At 71.0% G+C, this 15098-nt stretch carries 18 protein-coding genes; 7 read left to right on the forward strand and 11 right to left on the reverse strand.

All coding sequences use genetic code 11. The annotated features are described in order from the left end of the window. Positions 1-17: 17 nt before the first annotated feature. Together IE237_RS12025 and IE237_RS12030 are read right to left on the reverse strand one after the other, a co-directional pair. Positions 18-212 (reverse strand): DUF397 domain-containing protein, encoded by a 195-nt coding sequence (locus IE237_RS12025; RefSeq protein WP_189801899.1) that lies wholly within the window; start codon positions 210-212, stop codon positions 18-20. After that, positions 194-1027 carry a helix-turn-helix domain-containing protein gene (locus tag IE237_RS12030; RefSeq protein WP_189801900.1) on the reverse strand — a complete coding sequence of 278 codons (834 nt, stop codon included), beginning with the start codon at positions 1025-1027 and terminating at the stop codon, positions 194-196. Before IE237_RS12030 ends, IE237_RS12025 begins: the two co-directional genes overlap by 19 nt. A 132-nt stretch (positions 1028-1159) precedes the next feature. On the opposite strand from IE237_RS12030, the gene IE237_RS12035 reads away from it, so the two are divergent. From IE237_RS12035 to IE237_RS12055, 5 genes are all read left to right on the forward strand, one after another. After that, positions 1160-1381 (forward strand): hypothetical protein, encoded by a 222-nt coding sequence (locus IE237_RS12035; RefSeq protein ID WP_189801901.1) that lies wholly within the window; start codon positions 1160-1162, stop codon positions 1379-1381. Next, the gene (locus IE237_RS12040) at positions 1378-1593 is read left to right on the forward strand and encodes a hypothetical protein (RefSeq protein ID WP_189801902.1); all 216 of its coding nucleotides are present in this window, start codon (positions 1378-1380) and stop codon (positions 1591-1593) included. Before IE237_RS12035 ends, IE237_RS12040 begins: the two co-directional genes overlap by 4 nt. 100 nt (positions 1594-1693) lie before the next feature. Next, on the forward strand, positions 1694-2443 hold the full coding sequence (gene recO, locus IE237_RS12045) for a DNA repair protein RecO (RefSeq protein ID WP_123452137.1): 750 nt from the start codon (positions 1694-1696) through the stop codon (positions 2441-2443). Between the two features lie 12 nt (positions 2444-2455). Continuing rightward, a complete protein-coding gene (locus tag IE237_RS12050) occupies positions 2456-3280 on the forward strand; it encodes an isoprenyl transferase (protein WP_189801903.1) in 825 nt (274 codons plus the stop codon). A 28-nt stretch (positions 3281-3308) separates the two neighbouring features. Continuing rightward, positions 3309-3836 (forward strand): YcxB family protein, encoded by a 528-nt coding sequence (locus IE237_RS12055; protein ID WP_189801904.1) that lies wholly within the window; start codon positions 3309-3311, stop codon positions 3834-3836. A 62-nt stretch (positions 3837-3898) separates the two neighbouring features. On the opposite strand, the gene IE237_RS12060 is transcribed toward IE237_RS12055, so the two are convergent. From IE237_RS12060 to IE237_RS12075, 4 genes are all read right to left on the reverse strand, one after another. Further along, positions 3899-4309 (reverse strand): Fur family transcriptional regulator, encoded by a 411-nt coding sequence (locus tag IE237_RS12060; RefSeq protein WP_189801905.1) that lies wholly within the window; start codon positions 4307-4309, stop codon positions 3899-3901. A gap of 72 nt (positions 4310-4381) precedes the next feature. Next, on the reverse strand, positions 4382-5275 hold the full coding sequence (locus IE237_RS12065; protein WP_189801906.1) for a metal ABC transporter permease: 894 nt from the start codon (positions 5273-5275) through the stop codon (positions 4382-4384). Between the two features lie 2 nt (positions 5276-5277). Beyond that, positions 5278-6042: a metal ABC transporter ATP-binding protein gene (locus tag IE237_RS12070; RefSeq protein WP_229842597.1), complete on the reverse strand. Its 765-nt coding sequence runs from the start codon at positions 6040-6042 to the stop codon at positions 5278-5280. Between the two features lie 23 nt (positions 6043-6065). Then, the gene (locus tag IE237_RS12075; RefSeq protein ID WP_189801908.1) at positions 6066-7031 is read right to left on the reverse strand and encodes a metal ABC transporter substrate-binding protein; all 966 of its coding nucleotides are present in this window, start codon (positions 7029-7031) and stop codon (positions 6066-6068) included. 177 nt (positions 7032-7208) lie between these two features. Between IE237_RS12075 and IE237_RS12080 the strand changes: the two genes are divergently transcribed. Then, positions 7209-8588, forward strand: coding sequence for a glycine--tRNA ligase (locus IE237_RS12080; RefSeq protein ID WP_189801909.1), 1380 nt, complete (start codon positions 7209-7211; stop codon positions 8586-8588). 67 nt (positions 8589-8655) lie between these two features. Here IE237_RS12080 and IE237_RS12085 read toward each other — a convergent pair whose 3' ends face one another. The 4 genes from IE237_RS12085 to IE237_RS12100 form a co-directional block, all read right to left on the reverse strand. Further along, entirely contained in the window at positions 8656-9351 is a 696-nt protein-coding gene (locus tag IE237_RS12085; RefSeq protein WP_189801910.1) for a VC0807 family protein, read from the reverse strand. Positions 9352-9468: 117 nt separating this feature from the next. Next, a complete protein-coding gene (locus tag IE237_RS12090) occupies positions 9469-10059 on the reverse strand; it encodes a TetR/AcrR family transcriptional regulator (RefSeq protein ID WP_189801911.1) in 591 nt (196 codons plus the stop codon). A gap of 17 nt (positions 10060-10076) precedes the next feature. Next, a complete protein-coding gene (locus IE237_RS12095) occupies positions 10077-11117 on the reverse strand; it encodes an aldo/keto reductase (RefSeq protein WP_189801912.1) in 1041 nt (346 codons plus the stop codon). Positions 11118-11181: 64 nt separating this feature from the next. Further along, complete coding sequence (locus tag IE237_RS12100; protein ID WP_229842599.1) at positions 11182-12618, reverse strand: MFS transporter; 1437 nt, start codon at positions 12616-12618, stop codon at positions 11182-11184. 101 nt (positions 12619-12719) lie between these two features. Here IE237_RS12100 and IE237_RS12105 point away from each other — a divergent pair, with 101 nt between their 5' ends. Then, positions 12720-13628 (forward strand): MmyB family transcriptional regulator, encoded by a 909-nt coding sequence (locus tag IE237_RS12105; protein WP_189801913.1) that lies wholly within the window; start codon positions 12720-12722, stop codon positions 13626-13628. Here IE237_RS12105 and IE237_RS12110 read toward each other — a convergent pair. Further along, positions 13598-15052 (reverse strand): MFS transporter, encoded by a 1455-nt coding sequence (locus IE237_RS12110; protein WP_189801914.1) that lies wholly within the window; start codon positions 15050-15052, stop codon positions 13598-13600. The genes IE237_RS12105 and IE237_RS12110 overlap by 31 nt on opposite strands. Positions 15053-15098 lie beyond the last annotated feature (46 nt).

Here is a 15098-nt window from a genome sequence, read left to right on the forward strand (position 1 = left end):
GTCGGAGGGAGCGGTCGTCATCCGCTGATGTCTGCGACGAACGCGGACCAGGCGGCGGCGGTCACGATGAGGACGGGCCCGTCGACGACCTTGCTGTCCCGGACGGGGACGATGCCGGCGAAGTCGTGCGAGACCTCGACGCAGTTGCCCCCGTCGCCGTTGCTGTAGGAGCTCTTGAACCAGTGGGCGTTGTTCAGGTCGTACTCGCGCATCGTCTGTAGTCCTCCGCCGCCGATTCGATCCGGGCCAGGGACGCCTCCGGCGACAAGCCGACGACCCTGAGCAGATCGTAGGCGCGCTGTGCCTGCTTCACCATCGCCGGATCATCGAGGAGGGTCCCCGAAAACGCGGTCTCGGTATAGGCCGTTGGCGGCTGGTCGTCGAACTCCATCAGCCGGAGCGAGCCCTCCATGACGGAGTGCGCACCGACCGTCCTGGGGATGATGGTCACCAGGACCAACCGCTCGCGGATCAGCTTCGCGACGTGGTCCAGTGCTGCCGCCATCGCCGGCGGGCCGCCCACTGGGGTGAGGACCACGTTCTCGTGGAGGACGACCCAATACTCGGGCCTTGTCGTACCTCGGAGGATCGCCGCCCTGGCGATCCGCGAGGTGACCTTCTCCTCGATGAACTCCTCCGTGGCGAACGGGTGCGCCGCAACCGTCACCGCCCGCGCGTACTCCGCCGTCTGCATCAACCCCGGCACCACCGTGGGTGCGAACTCGCAGATCTTCGTCGCCACCGACTCCAGCTCCGCCACCTCGCTGAAATAAGAGGCGTACGGCGACTTGTTGATGAGTCTGCGCCACGTACGTTCGAAAATACCGCCGGTTTGTAGGACTTCGTCGATTCGTACCGCCACATCCAGCTGCGGCTTTCGAATTCCCTGCTCGAACAGGCCGATGTACGCCCCGGATACGAACACGCGTCTGCCCAGTTCGCCCTGCGAGAGCCTCGCCGCCTCCCGGCGTTCCTTCAGCAGGTCGCCGAAGAACTCCCACGCGTCCTGCTGCCTGCTCTTGGCCATGGATTAACTCCCCAACCCTACCCCGCAGTTGTAGAGCCTGCGCATCTGCCGATTCTACGGATCTGCCCCCACCCTGGAGAGGCGAAGCGGGAAATGGATTCAGAAAGGCATACGTTGGTGAAGGAAGACATCATGAAGACGACCACGGGGGCACTCGGAACCGCACAAGAGGCAGTGGCGGAATTGCGCGAGGCCCTCGCGAGGGCGGGAATCACGCTCCCCTCGCTCGGGCTCGACGTCGTCACGCTCGCCGCGGAGCCCCCGAGGCCGCTCGTGGAATTGGGATGCTGCACGGTGGAAACGGCCCGGCTCCTCGCCGCCGCCGTACTGCCGAGGGAGGAGAGTCGTTCATGACGCTGCCCATCGGGTCGTACGTCGTCGAGATCCGCACGGGGCGGGTCGGGAGGGTGATGGGGCATGAGGGGCCCTACGTCCAGGTCCGTCCGCTCGGGGGCGGGCGGGAGTGGGACGTGGAGCCGGACGGCGTGCGGGAGGCGACGTCGGCGGAGCGGCTGAGCGCGGCCACGGCGCTCGTGAACGCGCGGAGCCGGGGCGAGGTGCCCTGAGAGCCCGGCCCCCGCAGGCCCCGGCGCCCGGGAGGGCGGCGTGACGTCCGGCTCGTGAGGTCCGGCCCGGAGCGCCGCCGCCGTACGCGAGAATGGGCCCATGAGTCTGTTCCGCGACGACGGCATCGTGCTGCGCACCCAGAAGCTGGGTGAAGCGGACCGCATCATCACGATCCTCACGCGCGGTCACGGCCGCGTACGCGCTGTCGCGCGGGGCGTACGCCGGACGAAGTCGAAGTTCGGGGCGCGCCTCGAACCCTTCTCGCACGTGGACGTGCAGTTCTTCGCCCGGGGGAGTGAGCTGGTCGGACGCGGGCTGCCGCTCTGCACGCAGAGCGAGACGATCGCCGCGTACGGCGGCGGGATCGTCACCGACTACGCCCGGTACACCGCCGGGACGGCCATGCTGGAGACGGCGGAGCGGTTCACCGACCACGAGGGGGAGCCCGCCGTCCAGCAGTATCTGCTGCTGGTGGGCGGCCTGCGGACGCTCGCCAGGGGTGAGCACGCACCGCACCTCATCCTGGACGCCTTCCTCCTTCGCTCCCTCGCCGTGAACGGCTACGCGCCCAGCTTCGAGGACTGCGCGAAATGCGGCCTTCCCGGCCCGAACCGGTTCTTTTCGGTCGCAGCGGGCGGGGTCATATGCGGCGACTGCCGGGTGCCCGGAAGCGTCGTACCCTCAGCGGAGGCCATCGGCCTGCTCAGCGCGCTGCTCACCGGCGACTGGGCGACGGCGGACGCGTGCGAGCCGCGTCACGTCAGGGAGGGCAGTGGGCTCGTGTCCGCCTATCTGCACTGGCACCTGGAGCGCGGCCTGCGCTCCCTGCGGTATGTAGAGAAAAGCTAGGAGAGACCACTCATGGCCATCGCACGACTCCTCGGGCGCCAGCGTCGGGAGTACAGGACCCCCGAGCCGCACCCGTCCGGTGCCCGCCCGCCGAAGCTCCAGGCCGAGCTCGTGCCGGAGCACGTCGCGATCGTCATGGACGGCAACGGCCGCTGGGCCAAGGAGCGCGGGCTTCCGCGCACCGAGGGGCACAAGGTCGGCGCCGAGCAGGTGCTCGACGTGCTCCAGGGCGCGATCGAGATGGGCGTGGGGGCGATCTCGCTGTACGCCTTCTCCACCGAGAACTGGAAGCGCTCGCCCGAGGAGGTGCGCTTCCTGATGAACTTCAACCGCGACTTCATCCGCAAGACGCGCGACACGCTCGACGAGCTCGGCATCCGGGTGCGCTGGGTGGGCCGGATGCCCAAGCTGTGGAAGTCGGTGGCCAAGGAGCTCCAGGTCGCGCAGGAGCAGACCAAGGACAACACGAAGCTCACGCTGTACTTCTGCATGAACTACGGCGGCCGCGCGGAGCTCACGGACGCGGCGCAGGCGCTCGCCGAGGACGTGAAGGCGGGTCGGCTCGACCCGGCGAAGATCACCGAGAAGACCATCCAGAAGTACCTCTACTACCCGGACATGCCGGACGTGGACCTGTTCCTGCGGCCCAGCGGCGAGCAGCGCACCTCCAACTACCTGATCTGGCAGAGCGCGTACGCCGAGATGGTCTTCCAGGACGTGCTGTGGCCCGACTTCGACCGCCGTGACCTGTGGCGGGCGTGCATCGAGTACGCCCAGCGCGACCGCCGCTTCGGCGGTGTCGACCCGGCCGACCTCGCCGTCCTCGACAAGGCCTGAGCCGGCGGTGGGGGAGGGGGAGAAGCCCGTGCGGGTGGAGCCGGAGCGGGTGGAGCTCGTCTACGCGCCCGACTTCGGTGAGGTGAAGGAAGCCGTACGGGTCCGGCTGCGGGCCACCGTCTGGTGGCGGCTGCTGCGCTGGACGGCCTGGGGCGGCGGGGTGCTCGCCTTCCTCGTCGCGGGTCTGGCCCTGCTGCCGCCCTCGCCGGAACCGGGCACGACCGCCCTGATGACGGTGCTCGGCCTCGTCGCCGTGGGCTGCGCGGAGTCGCTGCCCTGGGCGACGGCCCAGAGCCTCTTCCGGCTGATCAGGACCCAGGGCGAGGCCCACGCGGTCGTGGACGGGGACGGTGGGCGGTGGACCTCCCGGGACAGCGAGACCACGATCCGCTGGCCGCTGCTGCCCCGCTACGTGGAGACGCCCCGGCTCTTCGTGCTGCTCACGGCGAAGCAGTCCGGCACCGGCTTCGCGTACCTGCCCAAGCGGGGGCTCGCCGGTCCGGCCGACGAGGACCGGCTGCGGACGCTCCTGGACCGGAACATCACCCGGGCCTGAGAGCCCGGAACGACGAAGGGCCCGCACCGGATCTCTCCGGTGCGGGCCCTTCGTATGTCAGGTCACTTCTCGGCGCACTCCGCGCACGTGCCGAAGATCTCGACGGTGTGCGCCACGTTCACGAAGCCGTGCTCCGACGCGATGGTCTCGGCCCACTGCTCCACCATCGGGCCCTCCACCTCCACGGCCTTGCCGCAGACGCGGCAGACCAGGTGGTGGTGGTGGTCGCCGGTCGAGCAGCGGCGGTAGACCGTCTCGCCGTCGCTGGTGCGCAGCGCGTCCACCTCGCCCGCGTCCGCGAGGGACTGGAGCGTGCGGTAGACGGTGGTGAGGCCGACGGAGTCGCCGCGGTGCTTGAGCATGTCGTGCAGCTCCTGGGCGCTGCGGAACTCGTCCACCTCGCTCAGTGCCGCCGACACGGCGGCCCGCTGCTTGGTCGAGCGGCCGCGTACGGGGGGTCCTGCCGTCGCCACGGGGGCCTCCTTGGATGCTTGTCTGCCCCCGCCATTCTGCCAGTCCCCCGTGCCCCCGGGATCAGTCGCGGATCAGACCTTCACGTCGTCCGTCGGCCGCCGGGTGGCCGGAACCTGTGCGTCGCAGTCCCGGGTGGCCGCTTCGGCCGCCCGCGCCCGCCGCTTGGCGAGCGGGGTGGCGAGCAGGGTCAGCACGATGAAGATCCCGATCGCGTACAGCACGATCGTCGCGCCGGGCGGCACGTCCTGGTAGTACGAGGTGACCGTGCCGGCCAGGGTGACGGTGATGCCGGTCGCCACCGCGAGGACGAAGGTCGCGCGGAAGGACTTCGACAGCTGCTGGGCCGCCGCCACGGGCACCACCATCAGCGCGCTGACGAGCAGCAGGCCGACGACCCGCATGGCGACCGTGACGGTCACCGCGGCGGTGACCGCGATCAGCAGGTTCAGGGCGCGCACCGGCAGGCCGGTGACCCGGGCGAACTCCTCGTCCTGGCTGACGGCGAAGAGCTGCTTGCGCAGGCCGACCGTGACGAGGACCACGAAGGCGGCGAGGACGCTGATCGCCGTGACGTCCTCGGTGGAGACCGTGGACAGCGAGCCGAAGAGGTACGAGCTGAGGTTGGCGTTGGAGCCGGTCGGCGAGAGGTTGATCAGCAGGACGCCGCCCGCCATGCCGCCGTAGAAGAGCAGCGCGAGCGCGAGGTCGCCGCGGGTCTTCCCGTACGCGCGGATCAGCTCCATGGCGACCGAGCCGGCGACGGCGACGAGGGTCGCCATCCAGACCGGGCTGGAGTTCAGCAGGAAGCCGAGGCCGACGCCGGTCATGGCGACGTGGCCGATGCCGTCGCCCATCAGGGCCTGGCGGCGCTGGACGAGGTAGATGCCGACGGCGGGCGCGGTGATGCCGACGAGGACGGCGGCGAGGAGCGCCCGCTGCATGAAGGCAGGTTCGAGGAAGTCCATGGTCAGGTCAGCAGTCCCGTGCGGAGCGGCTCGCCGGCCGCGTGCGGATGTACGTGGTCGTGGCCCGGCAGCGCGTGCTGGCCGAGGGCCTCGGGCGGCGGGCCGTCGTGGACGACGCAGCCGTCGCGCAGGACGACCGCGCGGTCGATGAGGGGCTCCAGGGGGCCCAGCTCGTGCAGGACGAGGAGGACGGAGGTGCCGTCGGCGACCTGCTCGCGCAGGGTCGAGGCGAGGATCTCCTGGCTCGCGAGGTCCACGCCGGCCATCGGCTCGTCCATGATCAGGAGTTCGGGCCGGGAGGCGAGCGCGCGGGCGATCAGGACCCGCTGGTGCTGGCCGCCGGAGAGCGCGGAGACGGAGTCCCTGGCGCGGTCGGTAAGACCGACGAGCTCGATGGCGCGCTCGACGGCGGCCCGGTCCTCCCGGGTCGTCCAGCCGAACCTGCGGCGGGAGAGCCGGCCGGAGGAGACGACCTCGCGGATGGTGGCGGGGACGCCGGCGGCGGCGGTGGTGCGCTGCGGCACGTAGCCGACGCGGGCCCAGTCGCGGAACCGCTTCCGCTCGGTGCCGAACAGCTCGATCGTGCCGCCGGTCAGCGGGACCTGGCCGATGATCGCGCGGACGGCGGTGGACTTGCCGGAGCCGTTGGCGCCGAGCAGGGCGACGACCTCGCCGCGGTTCACGGTGAGGTCGACGCCCCGGAGGACGGGGCGGGCGCCGAGGGCCGCCGTGGCTCCGCGGACGGAAATGACGGGCTCGTCGCTCACGAGTGCCTCCTGCTGTGCTGTGGTCACTTGGCGCCGAGGGCCTTCTTCAGCGCGGCGAGGTTGGACTGCATGACCTCGATGTAGTCATCGCCCTTGGACTTGTCCGTGATTCCCTCCAGCGGGTCGAGCACGTCGGTCTTCAGACCGGTGTCGCCGGCGAGGGTCTTCGCGGTCTTGTCGCTCGCGAGGGTCTCGAAGAAGACGGTGGAGACCTTGTCCTTCTTCGCGATGTCCTGAAGTTCCTTGATGCGGGCGGGGCTCGGCTCGGACTCGGGGTCGATGCCGGTGATGCCCTCCTGCTCCAGGCCGTACCGCTCGGCGAGGTAGCCGAAGGCGGAGTGGGTGGTGATGAACGTCTTCGTCGCGGTGTTCCTCAGGCCCGTCTCGAACTCGGTGTTCAGGTCGCCGAGCTTCTTCACCAGCGCTTCGGTGTTCTTCCTGTAGTCGGCGGCGTGGTCCGGGTCCGCCTTCTCCAGGGCGCTGCCGACGCCCTGGGCGACCTCGGCGTACTTCACGGGGTCGAGCCAGATGTGCGGGTCGGCGCCGGCCTCGGACCCGTGGTCGTGCCCGGCCTCCTCGCCCGCGTGGTCGTGACCGACCTCGGCGCCGTGCTCCTCCAGCTTCGTGAGGGTGGAGGCGTCGACGGTGTTCTTGACGCCGGCCTGGGCGATGGCGTCGTCGACGGCGGGCTGGATGCCCTTGAGGTAGAGGACGACGTCGGCCTCGCCGAGCTCGCCGATCTGCTTCGGCTTGAGCTCCAGGTCGTGGGGTTCGACGCCGGGCTTGGTGAGCGTGTCGACCGCGACGTGGCCGCCGCCTATCTGCTCGGCCAGGTACTGCATGGGGTAGAACGACGCCACGACGTCCAGCTTGCCGTCGCTTCCCTTGTCCGCCGCGTCGGAGGTTCCGGAGCAGGCGGAGAGGGAGACGATGCCGAGCGCGACGGCTCCGGCGAGGGCGGTGCTGGGTATCAGGCGACGTACGTTCATGACACTCATTTTCAACAAAACTGGAAACGGTTGTCAATTGCCTTCCGTGTGGTCCCTCCCACGCGGGCCCCTCGGGCGCCCTCGCGGGCCCCGGTCGCAGAACCGATTTGATACGGGGGGTGCGGGCGCCGGTAACCTGAGGCATTCGCACTTCGTCGTCGTAATGAAGAGAGCACCGTGGCCGCCGACAAGATCGACACCATCGTCAGCCTGAGCAAGCGCCGTGGCTTCGTTTTCCCCTGCAGTGAGATCTACGGCGGTCAGCGCGCCGCCTGGGACTACGGGCACCTGGGCGTCGAGCTCAAGGAGAACATCAAGCGCCAGTGGTGGCGTTACATGGTCACCGCGCGCGAGGACGTCGTCGGTATCGACTCGTCGGTCATCCTGGCCACCGAGGTCTGGGAGGCCTCCGGCCACGTCGCCACCTTCACGGACCCGCTGACCGAGTGCACCTCCTGCCACAAGCGCTTCCGCGCCGACCACCTGGAGGAGGCGTACGAGGAGAAGCACGGCCGTCTCCCCGAGAGCCTCACCGACCTCAACTGCCCCAACTGCGGCAACAAGGGCACCTTCACCGAGCCCAAGCAGTTCTCCGGCCTGCTCTCCACGCACCTCGGCCCCACCCAGGACACCGGCTCCGTCGCGTACCTGCGTCCCGAGACCGCCCAGGGCATCTTCACCAACTTCGCCCAGGTGCAGACCACCTCGCGCAAGAAGCCCCCGTTCGGCATCGCGCAGATGGGCAAGTCCTTCCGGAACGAGATCACTCCGGGCAACTTCATCTTCCGCACGCGCGAGTTCGAGCAGATGGAGATGGAGTTCTTCGTCAAGCCGGGCGAGGACGAGCAGTGGCAGGAGTACTGGATGGAGCAGCGCTGGAACTGGTACACCAACCTGGGTCTCCGTGAGGAGAACATGCGCTGGTTCGAGCACCCGCAGGAGAAGCTCTCCCACTACTCGAAGCGCACCGCCGACATCGAGTACCGCTTCTCCTTCGGCGGCAGCGAGTGGGGCGAGCTCGAGGGCGTCGCCAACCGCACGGACTACGACCTGACGGCCCACTCCAAGGCCTCCGGCGCCAGCCTCACCTTCCTGGACCAGGAGTCCAACGAGCGCTACACGCCGTACGTCATCGAGCCCGCGGCCGGTGTCGGCCGCGCGATGCTGGCCTTCCTGCTCGACGCGTACATCGAGGACGAGGCCCCGAACGCCAAGGGCGTCATGGAGAAGCGCACGGTGCTGCGCCTCGACCACCGCCTCGCCCCGGTCAAGGTCGCGGTCCTCCCGCTCTCCCGCAACGCGCAGCTCTCCCCGAAGGCCAAGGGCCTCGCGGCGGACCTGCGCCAGAACTGGAACATCGAGTTCGACGACGCCGGCGCCATCGGCCGCCGCTACCGCCGTCAGGACGAGATCGGCACGCCGTACTGCGTCACCGTCGACTTCGACACCCTCGAGGACAACGCGGTGACCGTGCGCGAGCGCGACACCATGAAGCAGGAGCGCGTCTCCCTCGACCAGATCCAGGGCTACCTGGCCAGCCGCCTGATCGGCTGCTGAACCCTCTGATCGCGGACACGCGGAAGCCCCCGGTTCCTCCGAAGGAGCCGGGGGCTTCCGCGTGCCGTCAGGCGGTCGCCGCGCCGGCCGCCGCCTCCGCCTCGGCCGCGCGGCGGGCGCCCTCCGCCGCGCGGCGCTTGCCGAACCAGGCCGTCCACACGCCCAGGGCGCCGAGGACGCCGTAGATCATGACCGGGCTGAGCGTGACCATGGTCTTCGTCGGCAGCGCGTACGACAGGGCGATCCGGACCAGCGCCTCGGCCACGTACGCCACGCCCCACACCAGCGTCATCGTGCGCATGGTGGAACGGAAGCCCTCGAACTGCCACATGCCGTTCCACCAGGCCGTGCTCGCCGGGGTGCCGTCGGTCGCGAACTTGCGGCCGAAGTAGAACATCAGCGGGCGCGGGGCGAGCAGCGTCCCCAGGCAGAGCAGGCCGAACAGGCCCGTCACCGACGAGTCCTTGATCAGGAGCGCGCGGGCGGTGTGCGCGCCGACGAGCGAGACCACGGCCGTGATCACCAGGAAGACCAGGGTGACCATCGCGAACTCGTCGATCTTGCGGCGCCAGGCCGCCATGATCGCGGTGTCGAGAACCGGCCACGCGCTGCTCAGGAGCAGCGCGGAGAACTCGGACCAGCCGTGGTCCTCCGTCAGCGTGTTGTACGTGAGGATCGGCGCGACGACGTTGAGGCCGATCGTGAGGACCCAGCCGATCGCGGAGGAACCGCCTGAGCGGGCCGGCTTGGCGGGTGTGGACATGGTTCCCCCTGGGAGTGCTGACGGTCGCGGTGCGGGAGAACGCTAGTCATGCACCGGACAGGGAAGGGGAAACTCCAAGCCAAATGATCTTCAAAAGGGATGCGCGGGACGCGTTTCTCAGGCCTTGAGTGCCCGCTGCACCAGGGAGACGACCGCGGTGAACGCGTCCTCGGCGTCCGGGGCCGACCAGTCGGCGGCGTGCGCCGGGTTGTGGAAGCGGTCCGTGGCGTCGAAGACCGCGCGTGCGGTCGCCTTCACGTCCCGCTCCGGCGCCGCGAACAGGCCCTCGCGGTGACCGTCCTCCAGGATGCGGGCGATCTGCTCGACGAGGTGCTCCTCGTGCCGGTCGACCACCGCGCTGTTCTCGCCGATCAGCACCTGGAAGGTGGCCATCAGCTCCGGGTCGCCGCCCGCCTTCTTCCGCTTCAGGGCGAAGAGGGCCGTGAGCCAGCCGGTCAGCCGCTCGTCCGCCGGACCCTCCGCCTCGACGTACGGCACGAGGGCGACGATCGTCCGCTCCAGCCAGCGCTCGGTGACGGCCTCGCGCAGCGCCGCCTTCGTGCGGAAGTGGCGGTAGACGCTGCCGTGGCTGACGCCGAGGACCCGGGCCACGTCGACGACGGTCGCCTTCGCCGGACCGTAGCGCCGCAGCACCTCCTCGGTGGCTTCGAGGATGCGCTCTGCGGTCAGGGTCTCGGTGGCGGCCATGAAGAGGACAGTACCTGTCAGTGCTCGCTGTCCAGGTGGGCCATCTGCGCCGCCGGGTAGCGCTCGCCGGCCGCCGCCCCGGCCGGGACGGCCTCCTCGATCGCGGCCAGGTCGGCGGCGTCGAGCGTGACGTCCAGGGAGCCGAGCGCCTCCGCGAGCCGGTCCCGGCGCCGGGCGCCGACGAGGGGCACGATGTCGGCGCCGTGCCGGGGGCCCTGGGCGAGGACCCAGGCGATCGCCGTCTGGGCGACCGTGACGCCCTTGGACTCGGCGACCGCGCGCAGCCGGTCCACCAGGTCCAGGTTCCGGCCGAGCTTCTCGCCCTGGAAGCGCGGGGACATCCCGCGGAAGTCGCCGGGGCCGAGCTGCCGGTCCCGGGTGAAGTGGCCGCTGATCAGGCCCCGGGACAGCACCCCGTACGCCGTGACGCCGATGCCCAGCTCACGGGCGGTGGGCAGGATCTTCTCCTCGATGGACCGGGAGATCAGGCTGTACTCGATCTGGAGGTCGGCGATCGGGGCCACGGCCGCCGCCCGGCGCAGGGTGTCCGCACCGACCTCGGAGAGGCCGATGTGCCGCACGTGCCCCGCCTCGACCAGCTCGGCGATGGCGCCGACGGTCTCCTCGATCGGTACGTCCGGGTCGACGCGGGCGATCCGGTAGATGTCGATGTGGTCGGTGCCGAGGCGCTGGAGCGAGTACGCCGCGAAGTTCTTCACGGCGGCCGGGCGGCCGTCGTATCCGGTGAAGCCGCCCTCGACCGTGCGCAGGGCGCCGAACTTCACGCTGGTCAGCGCCTGCTCGCGGGCGGCGGCGGGCGCGGTGCGCAGCGCCTCGCTGATGAGCAGCTCGTTGTGGCCCATCCCGTAGAAGTCGCCCGTGTCGAGCAGGGTGACGCCGGCGTCGAGGGCGGCGTGGATCGTCGCGATCGACTCGGCGCGGTCGCTCTCGCCGTACAGCGCGGACATGCCCATGCAGCCGAGGCCGAGTGCGGAGACGACGGGGCCGGTGGTGCCGAGGTGACGGGTGGGGACGGGGTTCTTGGCTGTGGTGGTCATGGAACAACCATGACATGTGCGATGACAGATTTCAATATCTGTCACTCCATCTCCGTGTCCGGTCCTACTTCACCGTGCGGGGGAGACGCAGGCTCAGCAGCAGCGTCAGCACCACCACACCCAGCTGGACCAGCAGCGTCGTCCGCAGCGCCGAGCCCATGTCGGCCGGCGAGGAGGCCAGCGAGAGGAAGAGCGAACCCAGCGTCGCGACGCCCAGCGTCAGCGCCGACTGCTGCGTGGTCACCATGACCCCGCTGCCCACGCCCGCCCGCTCCGACGGGACCTCGGAGAGCACCACCCGGAACAGCACCGGCAGCTGGAGCCCCTGGCCGAGACCCGCCACCGCCATGCCCGGCACGAGGTCCCAGACGGACAGCCCCTGCCAGTCGTGCCCCACCGACCAGGCGAGGGCGGCGATGCCCAGCCCCTGGAGCAGCGCCCCCACCGGCACGACCCGGGTGCCCCAGCGCCCCACCAGCCGCGGCCCCGCGAGCGAGGCGCCGAAGAAGGCGAGCGCCATCGGCACCAGCGCCAGGCCCGAGGCCACCGCGCCCATCGCCAGGCCCTGCTGGAGCGCCACCGCGATCACGAACATGAAGCCGCTGAAGCCCAGCGAGAGCGGCAGCACCACCACGAGACCGCGCCGCAGCGGGACCAGGGCCAGCAGGCTCGGCGGGACCAGCGGGGTGGCGCCCCGGCGGTCCGCCCGCCGCTCCACCCACCAGAAGGCCCCGGCCGCGAACGGGAACACCGCGAGCGACACCCAGGTCCACAGCGGCCAGCCCGCCGCCCGGCCCTCCGTCAGCGGGGCCAGCAGGGTCAGCAGCGCGAGCGCGAGGAGCAGCGTGCCCGGCACGTCCACCGGCGCCGGCCGGTCCGAGCGGGTCTCCGGCACGGTACGGAGGGCGAGGAACAGCCCCGCCACCGCCACCGGCACGTTCACCAGGAAGACCGCACGCCAGCCGGAGCCCGCGATGTCGGCGGTGACGAGCACCCCGCCCAGGATCTGGCCGCCCGCCATCGCGAGACCGGCGGTCGCCCCGTACAGGCTCAGCGCCTTCGCCCGGCGCGGTCCCTGGGTCGAGGAGTGGATGGTCGCGAGGACCTGGGGCAGCATCAGCGCCGCCGCCGCGCCCTGCGCCACCCGGGCCGCGACGAGGGTCCAGGCGTCCGGGGCGAGGCCGCAGGCGAGCGAGGTCAGCCCGAAGGCGGCCATGCCGGCGAGGAAGAGCCGGCGGCGGCCGAAGAGGTCGCCGAGCCGCCCGCCGAGGACGAGCAGCACCGAGTACGACAGGCCGTACCCGGCGACGACCAGCTCCAGGAGCGCCGGGCCGGCGGCCAGGTCGTGGTCGATGGAGGGCAGGGCGACGTTGACGATGAAGAAGTCGATGAGGGGGAGCGCGGCGCCGAGGAGGACGGTGAACAGGCCGAGGGCGCCGAGCGCCGGGGCTTGGTGCTCCGCCGGGTCGGCCGTACGGACGGAAGGGGAGGTCGTAGTCACGGGACCGAGCCTCCGCCTCCGCTCAGCCTGGTACCAGAGTCTCCTTATCCTGGTACAAGCACTACCTGGAAACCGGCTGACCACCCCGGCACCCTGGAGGCATGACCGTCATGGCGATGAGCGCACCCGAGGCGCGGACCGAACAGGACGTACGACGGCACGAGCTCGCCGCCTTCCTGCGCAGCCGCCGCGAGCGCATCACCCCCGAGCAGGTCGGTCTGCCCCGGGGCCGGCGCCGCCGCACCCCCGGCCTGCGCCGGGAGGAGGTCGCGCACCTCTCCGCCGTCGGCGTCACCTGGTACACCTGGCTCGAACAGGCCCGCGACATCCAGGTCTCCCCACAGGTCCTGGACGCCCTCGCCGGAGCCCTGCTGCTCGACCCCACCGAACGCAGCCACCTCTTCGCCCTCGCCGGAGCCGCCGACCCGCACCCCGAGGCGACCTGCCCCGCCGTCACGCCCACCCTGCGCCGCCTGCTCGACCAGCTGGAGCCCGTGCCCGCCGCGATCCAGAACAGCCGCTACGACTTCCTCGCCCACAACCGCACCTTCGGGCAGCTCTTCTGCGACCTGGACGCACTGCCCCGCGAGGACCGCAACTCCCTCTGGCTCGCCTTCACGAACGAGGACTTCCGGGCCTCGGTCACCGACCTGCCCGAGGTCACGCGCGTGCTCGCCGGGAAGCTCCGGGCCGCCATGGCCGAGCACCTGGCCGAACCCGCCTGGAAGGAGCTCGTACGGCGCCTCGAAGAGGCCTCGCCCGAGTTCCGGGAGATCTGGGCACGGCGCGAGGTGGTCGCCCCCGGCGGCCGCGTGAAGGTCATCCGCAACGCCCGTGTCGGGCTGCTCAGCTTCGAGCACACCAACCTCTGGCTCGGCCCGAACGCCGGGACCCACCTCGTCACGTACGTCCCCGTCGACGACGCCACCCAGGCGGGCGTCGCCCGCCTCCTCGACCTGGTGGTCCGGGAGCGCGAGGCTCAGGCCGAGGGAGCCTTGGCCGTGGCCTGAGCCCCGCCCTCCCTGGCGCCCTCCAGGTCCTCCTCCGGCGCCAGGCACCGCGCCGTCCGCTCCGCCGTGCGCCGCGCCCACGCCCCGCTCGTCAGCGCCCCGACCACCAGGACCGCGAGCCCGCAGCCCGTGATGATCCAGTAGCCCGGACGGGCCGCCGCCACGAACGCGTCCGCGTCCGGCACGGCCCCGACGCCCGCCGCCAGGACCGTGCCGATCACCGCGACGCCCAGCGTCTGACCGACCTGGCGGCTCGTGGAGGCCACCGCCGCGGCCACCCCGGCCTGGGCGCGGGGCATCCCGGAGACGGCGGTGTTGGTGATCGGGGCGTTCACCAGGCCGAAGCCGATGCCGAAGACCACGTACCCGGTGAGCAGCAGGGCGTCGTTCGTCTCGGCCGAGAAGGCCGCGAAGAGCAGCGGCCCCGCCGCCATCGCCGTCCCCGCGAGCAGCAGGGAGAGGCGAGGCCCGCGCGCCGCCGTGAGCCGGCCCGACAGCGGGGCGAAGACGAAGGTCATGCCGGCCATCGGCAGCATCCAGAGCCCGGCGGACAGCGGCGAGAGCCCGCGCACGTCCTGGAGGTACAGGGTGTTCAGGAAGAGGAAGCCGCCGAGCGAGGCGAAGGCGCAGACCGCGATGACGGTGGCCCCGCTGAACGGCGCGCTGCGGAAGAACCTCAGGTCGATGAGGGGCTCGCGGCGCCTGGGCTCGTAGAGGAGGAGACCGACGAGCGCGAGGGCCGCGATCCCGGCGAAGAGCGGGTCGGTCTCGATGATCGAATACGTGAGCGAGGCGAGGAGCGCCGTCACCAGGAGCTGCCCGACCGGGTCCGGGCGCCGGGGCCGGGGCGCGCGGGACTCGGGGACGTACCGCAGGGTCAGGAGCAGGGCGACGAGGGCGACCGGCAGATTCACCCAGAAGATCGCCCGCCAGCCGACCGTCTGGACCAGCACACCGCCGACCAGCGGCCCGGCGGCCATGGAGACGCCGACGACCCCGCCCCAGACCCCGATGGCACGCGCGCGTGCGGCCGGTTCCGTGAAGGTGTTGGTGATGATCGACATCGCGACCGGGTTCAGCATCGAGCCGCCCACGGCCTGGACCGCCCGGAAGGCGATCAGGGCCTCCAGGTTCGGCGCGAGGGAGCAGAGCAGCGAGCCCAGCGCGAAGACGGCCAGGCCGGTGACGAAGACCTTGCGGCGGCCGATCCGGTCGGCCGTGGAGCCCGCGAGCATCAGCAGGGAGGCGAGGACCAGGGTGTAGGCGTCGATCGTCCACTGCATGCCGGCGACGGTGGCGCCGAGATCCTCGCGCATGGCGGGCAGGGCGACGTTCAGCGCGGTGTTGTCCAGGCTGACGATGAGCAGGCTCATGCAGCAGATCGCGAGGACGACGAGACGGCGGCTGCGTGTGAGCTCTGGCATGTGCGGATCGTATGGCTGTCTAAGAAACTCCGCAGTGCGGGACAAT

The organism is Streptomyces tanashiensis (genome assembly GCF_014648895.1).
Taxonomy (GTDB): Bacteria; Actinomycetota; Actinomycetes; order Streptomycetales; family Streptomycetaceae; genus Streptomyces; species Streptomyces tanashiensis.

Excerpts from the sequence above, each read along its gene's own strand:
- IE237_RS12105 (WP_189801913.1), top strand. The coding sequence starts at position 12,720 with ATGACCGTCATGGCGATGAGCGCACCCGAGGCGCGGACCGAACAGGAC.
- recO (WP_123452137.1), top strand. The coding sequence starts at position 1,694 with ATGAGTCTGTTCCGCGACGACGGCATCGTGCTGCGCACCCAGAAGCTG.
- IE237_RS12050 (WP_189801903.1), top strand. The coding sequence starts at position 2,456 with ATGGCCATCGCACGACTCCTCGGGCGCCAGCGTCGGGAGTACAGGACC.
- IE237_RS12085 (WP_189801910.1), bottom strand. The coding sequence starts at position 9,351 with ATGTCCACACCCGCCAAGCCGGCCCGCTCAGGCGGTTCCTCCGCGATC.
- IE237_RS12040 (WP_189801902.1), top strand. The coding sequence starts at position 1,378 with ATGACGCTGCCCATCGGGTCGTACGTCGTCGAGATCCGCACGGGGCGG.
- IE237_RS12025 (WP_189801899.1), bottom strand. The coding sequence starts at position 212 with ATGCGCGAGTACGACCTGAACAACGCCCACTGGTTCAAGAGCTCCTAC.
- IE237_RS12035 (WP_189801901.1), top strand. The coding sequence starts at position 1,160 with ATGAAGACGACCACGGGGGCACTCGGAACCGCACAAGAGGCAGTGGCG.
- IE237_RS12095 (WP_189801912.1), bottom strand. The coding sequence starts at position 11,117 with ATGACCACCACAGCCAAGAACCCCGTCCCCACCCGTCACCTCGGCACC.
- IE237_RS12090 (WP_189801911.1), bottom strand. The coding sequence starts at position 10,059 with ATGGCCGCCACCGAGACCCTGACCGCAGAGCGCATCCTCGAAGCCACC.
- IE237_RS12075 (WP_189801908.1), bottom strand. The coding sequence starts at position 7,031 with ATGAACGTACGTCGCCTGATACCCAGCACCGCCCTCGCCGGAGCCGTC.
- IE237_RS12110 (WP_189801914.1), bottom strand. The coding sequence starts at position 15,052 with ATGCCAGAGCTCACACGCAGCCGCCGTCTCGTCGTCCTCGCGATCTGC.
- IE237_RS12065 (WP_189801906.1), bottom strand. The coding sequence starts at position 5,275 with ATGGACTTCCTCGAACCTGCCTTCATGCAGCGGGCGCTCCTCGCCGCC.
- IE237_RS12030 (WP_189801900.1), bottom strand. The coding sequence starts at position 1,027 with ATGGCCAAGAGCAGGCAGCAGGACGCGTGGGAGTTCTTCGGCGACCTG.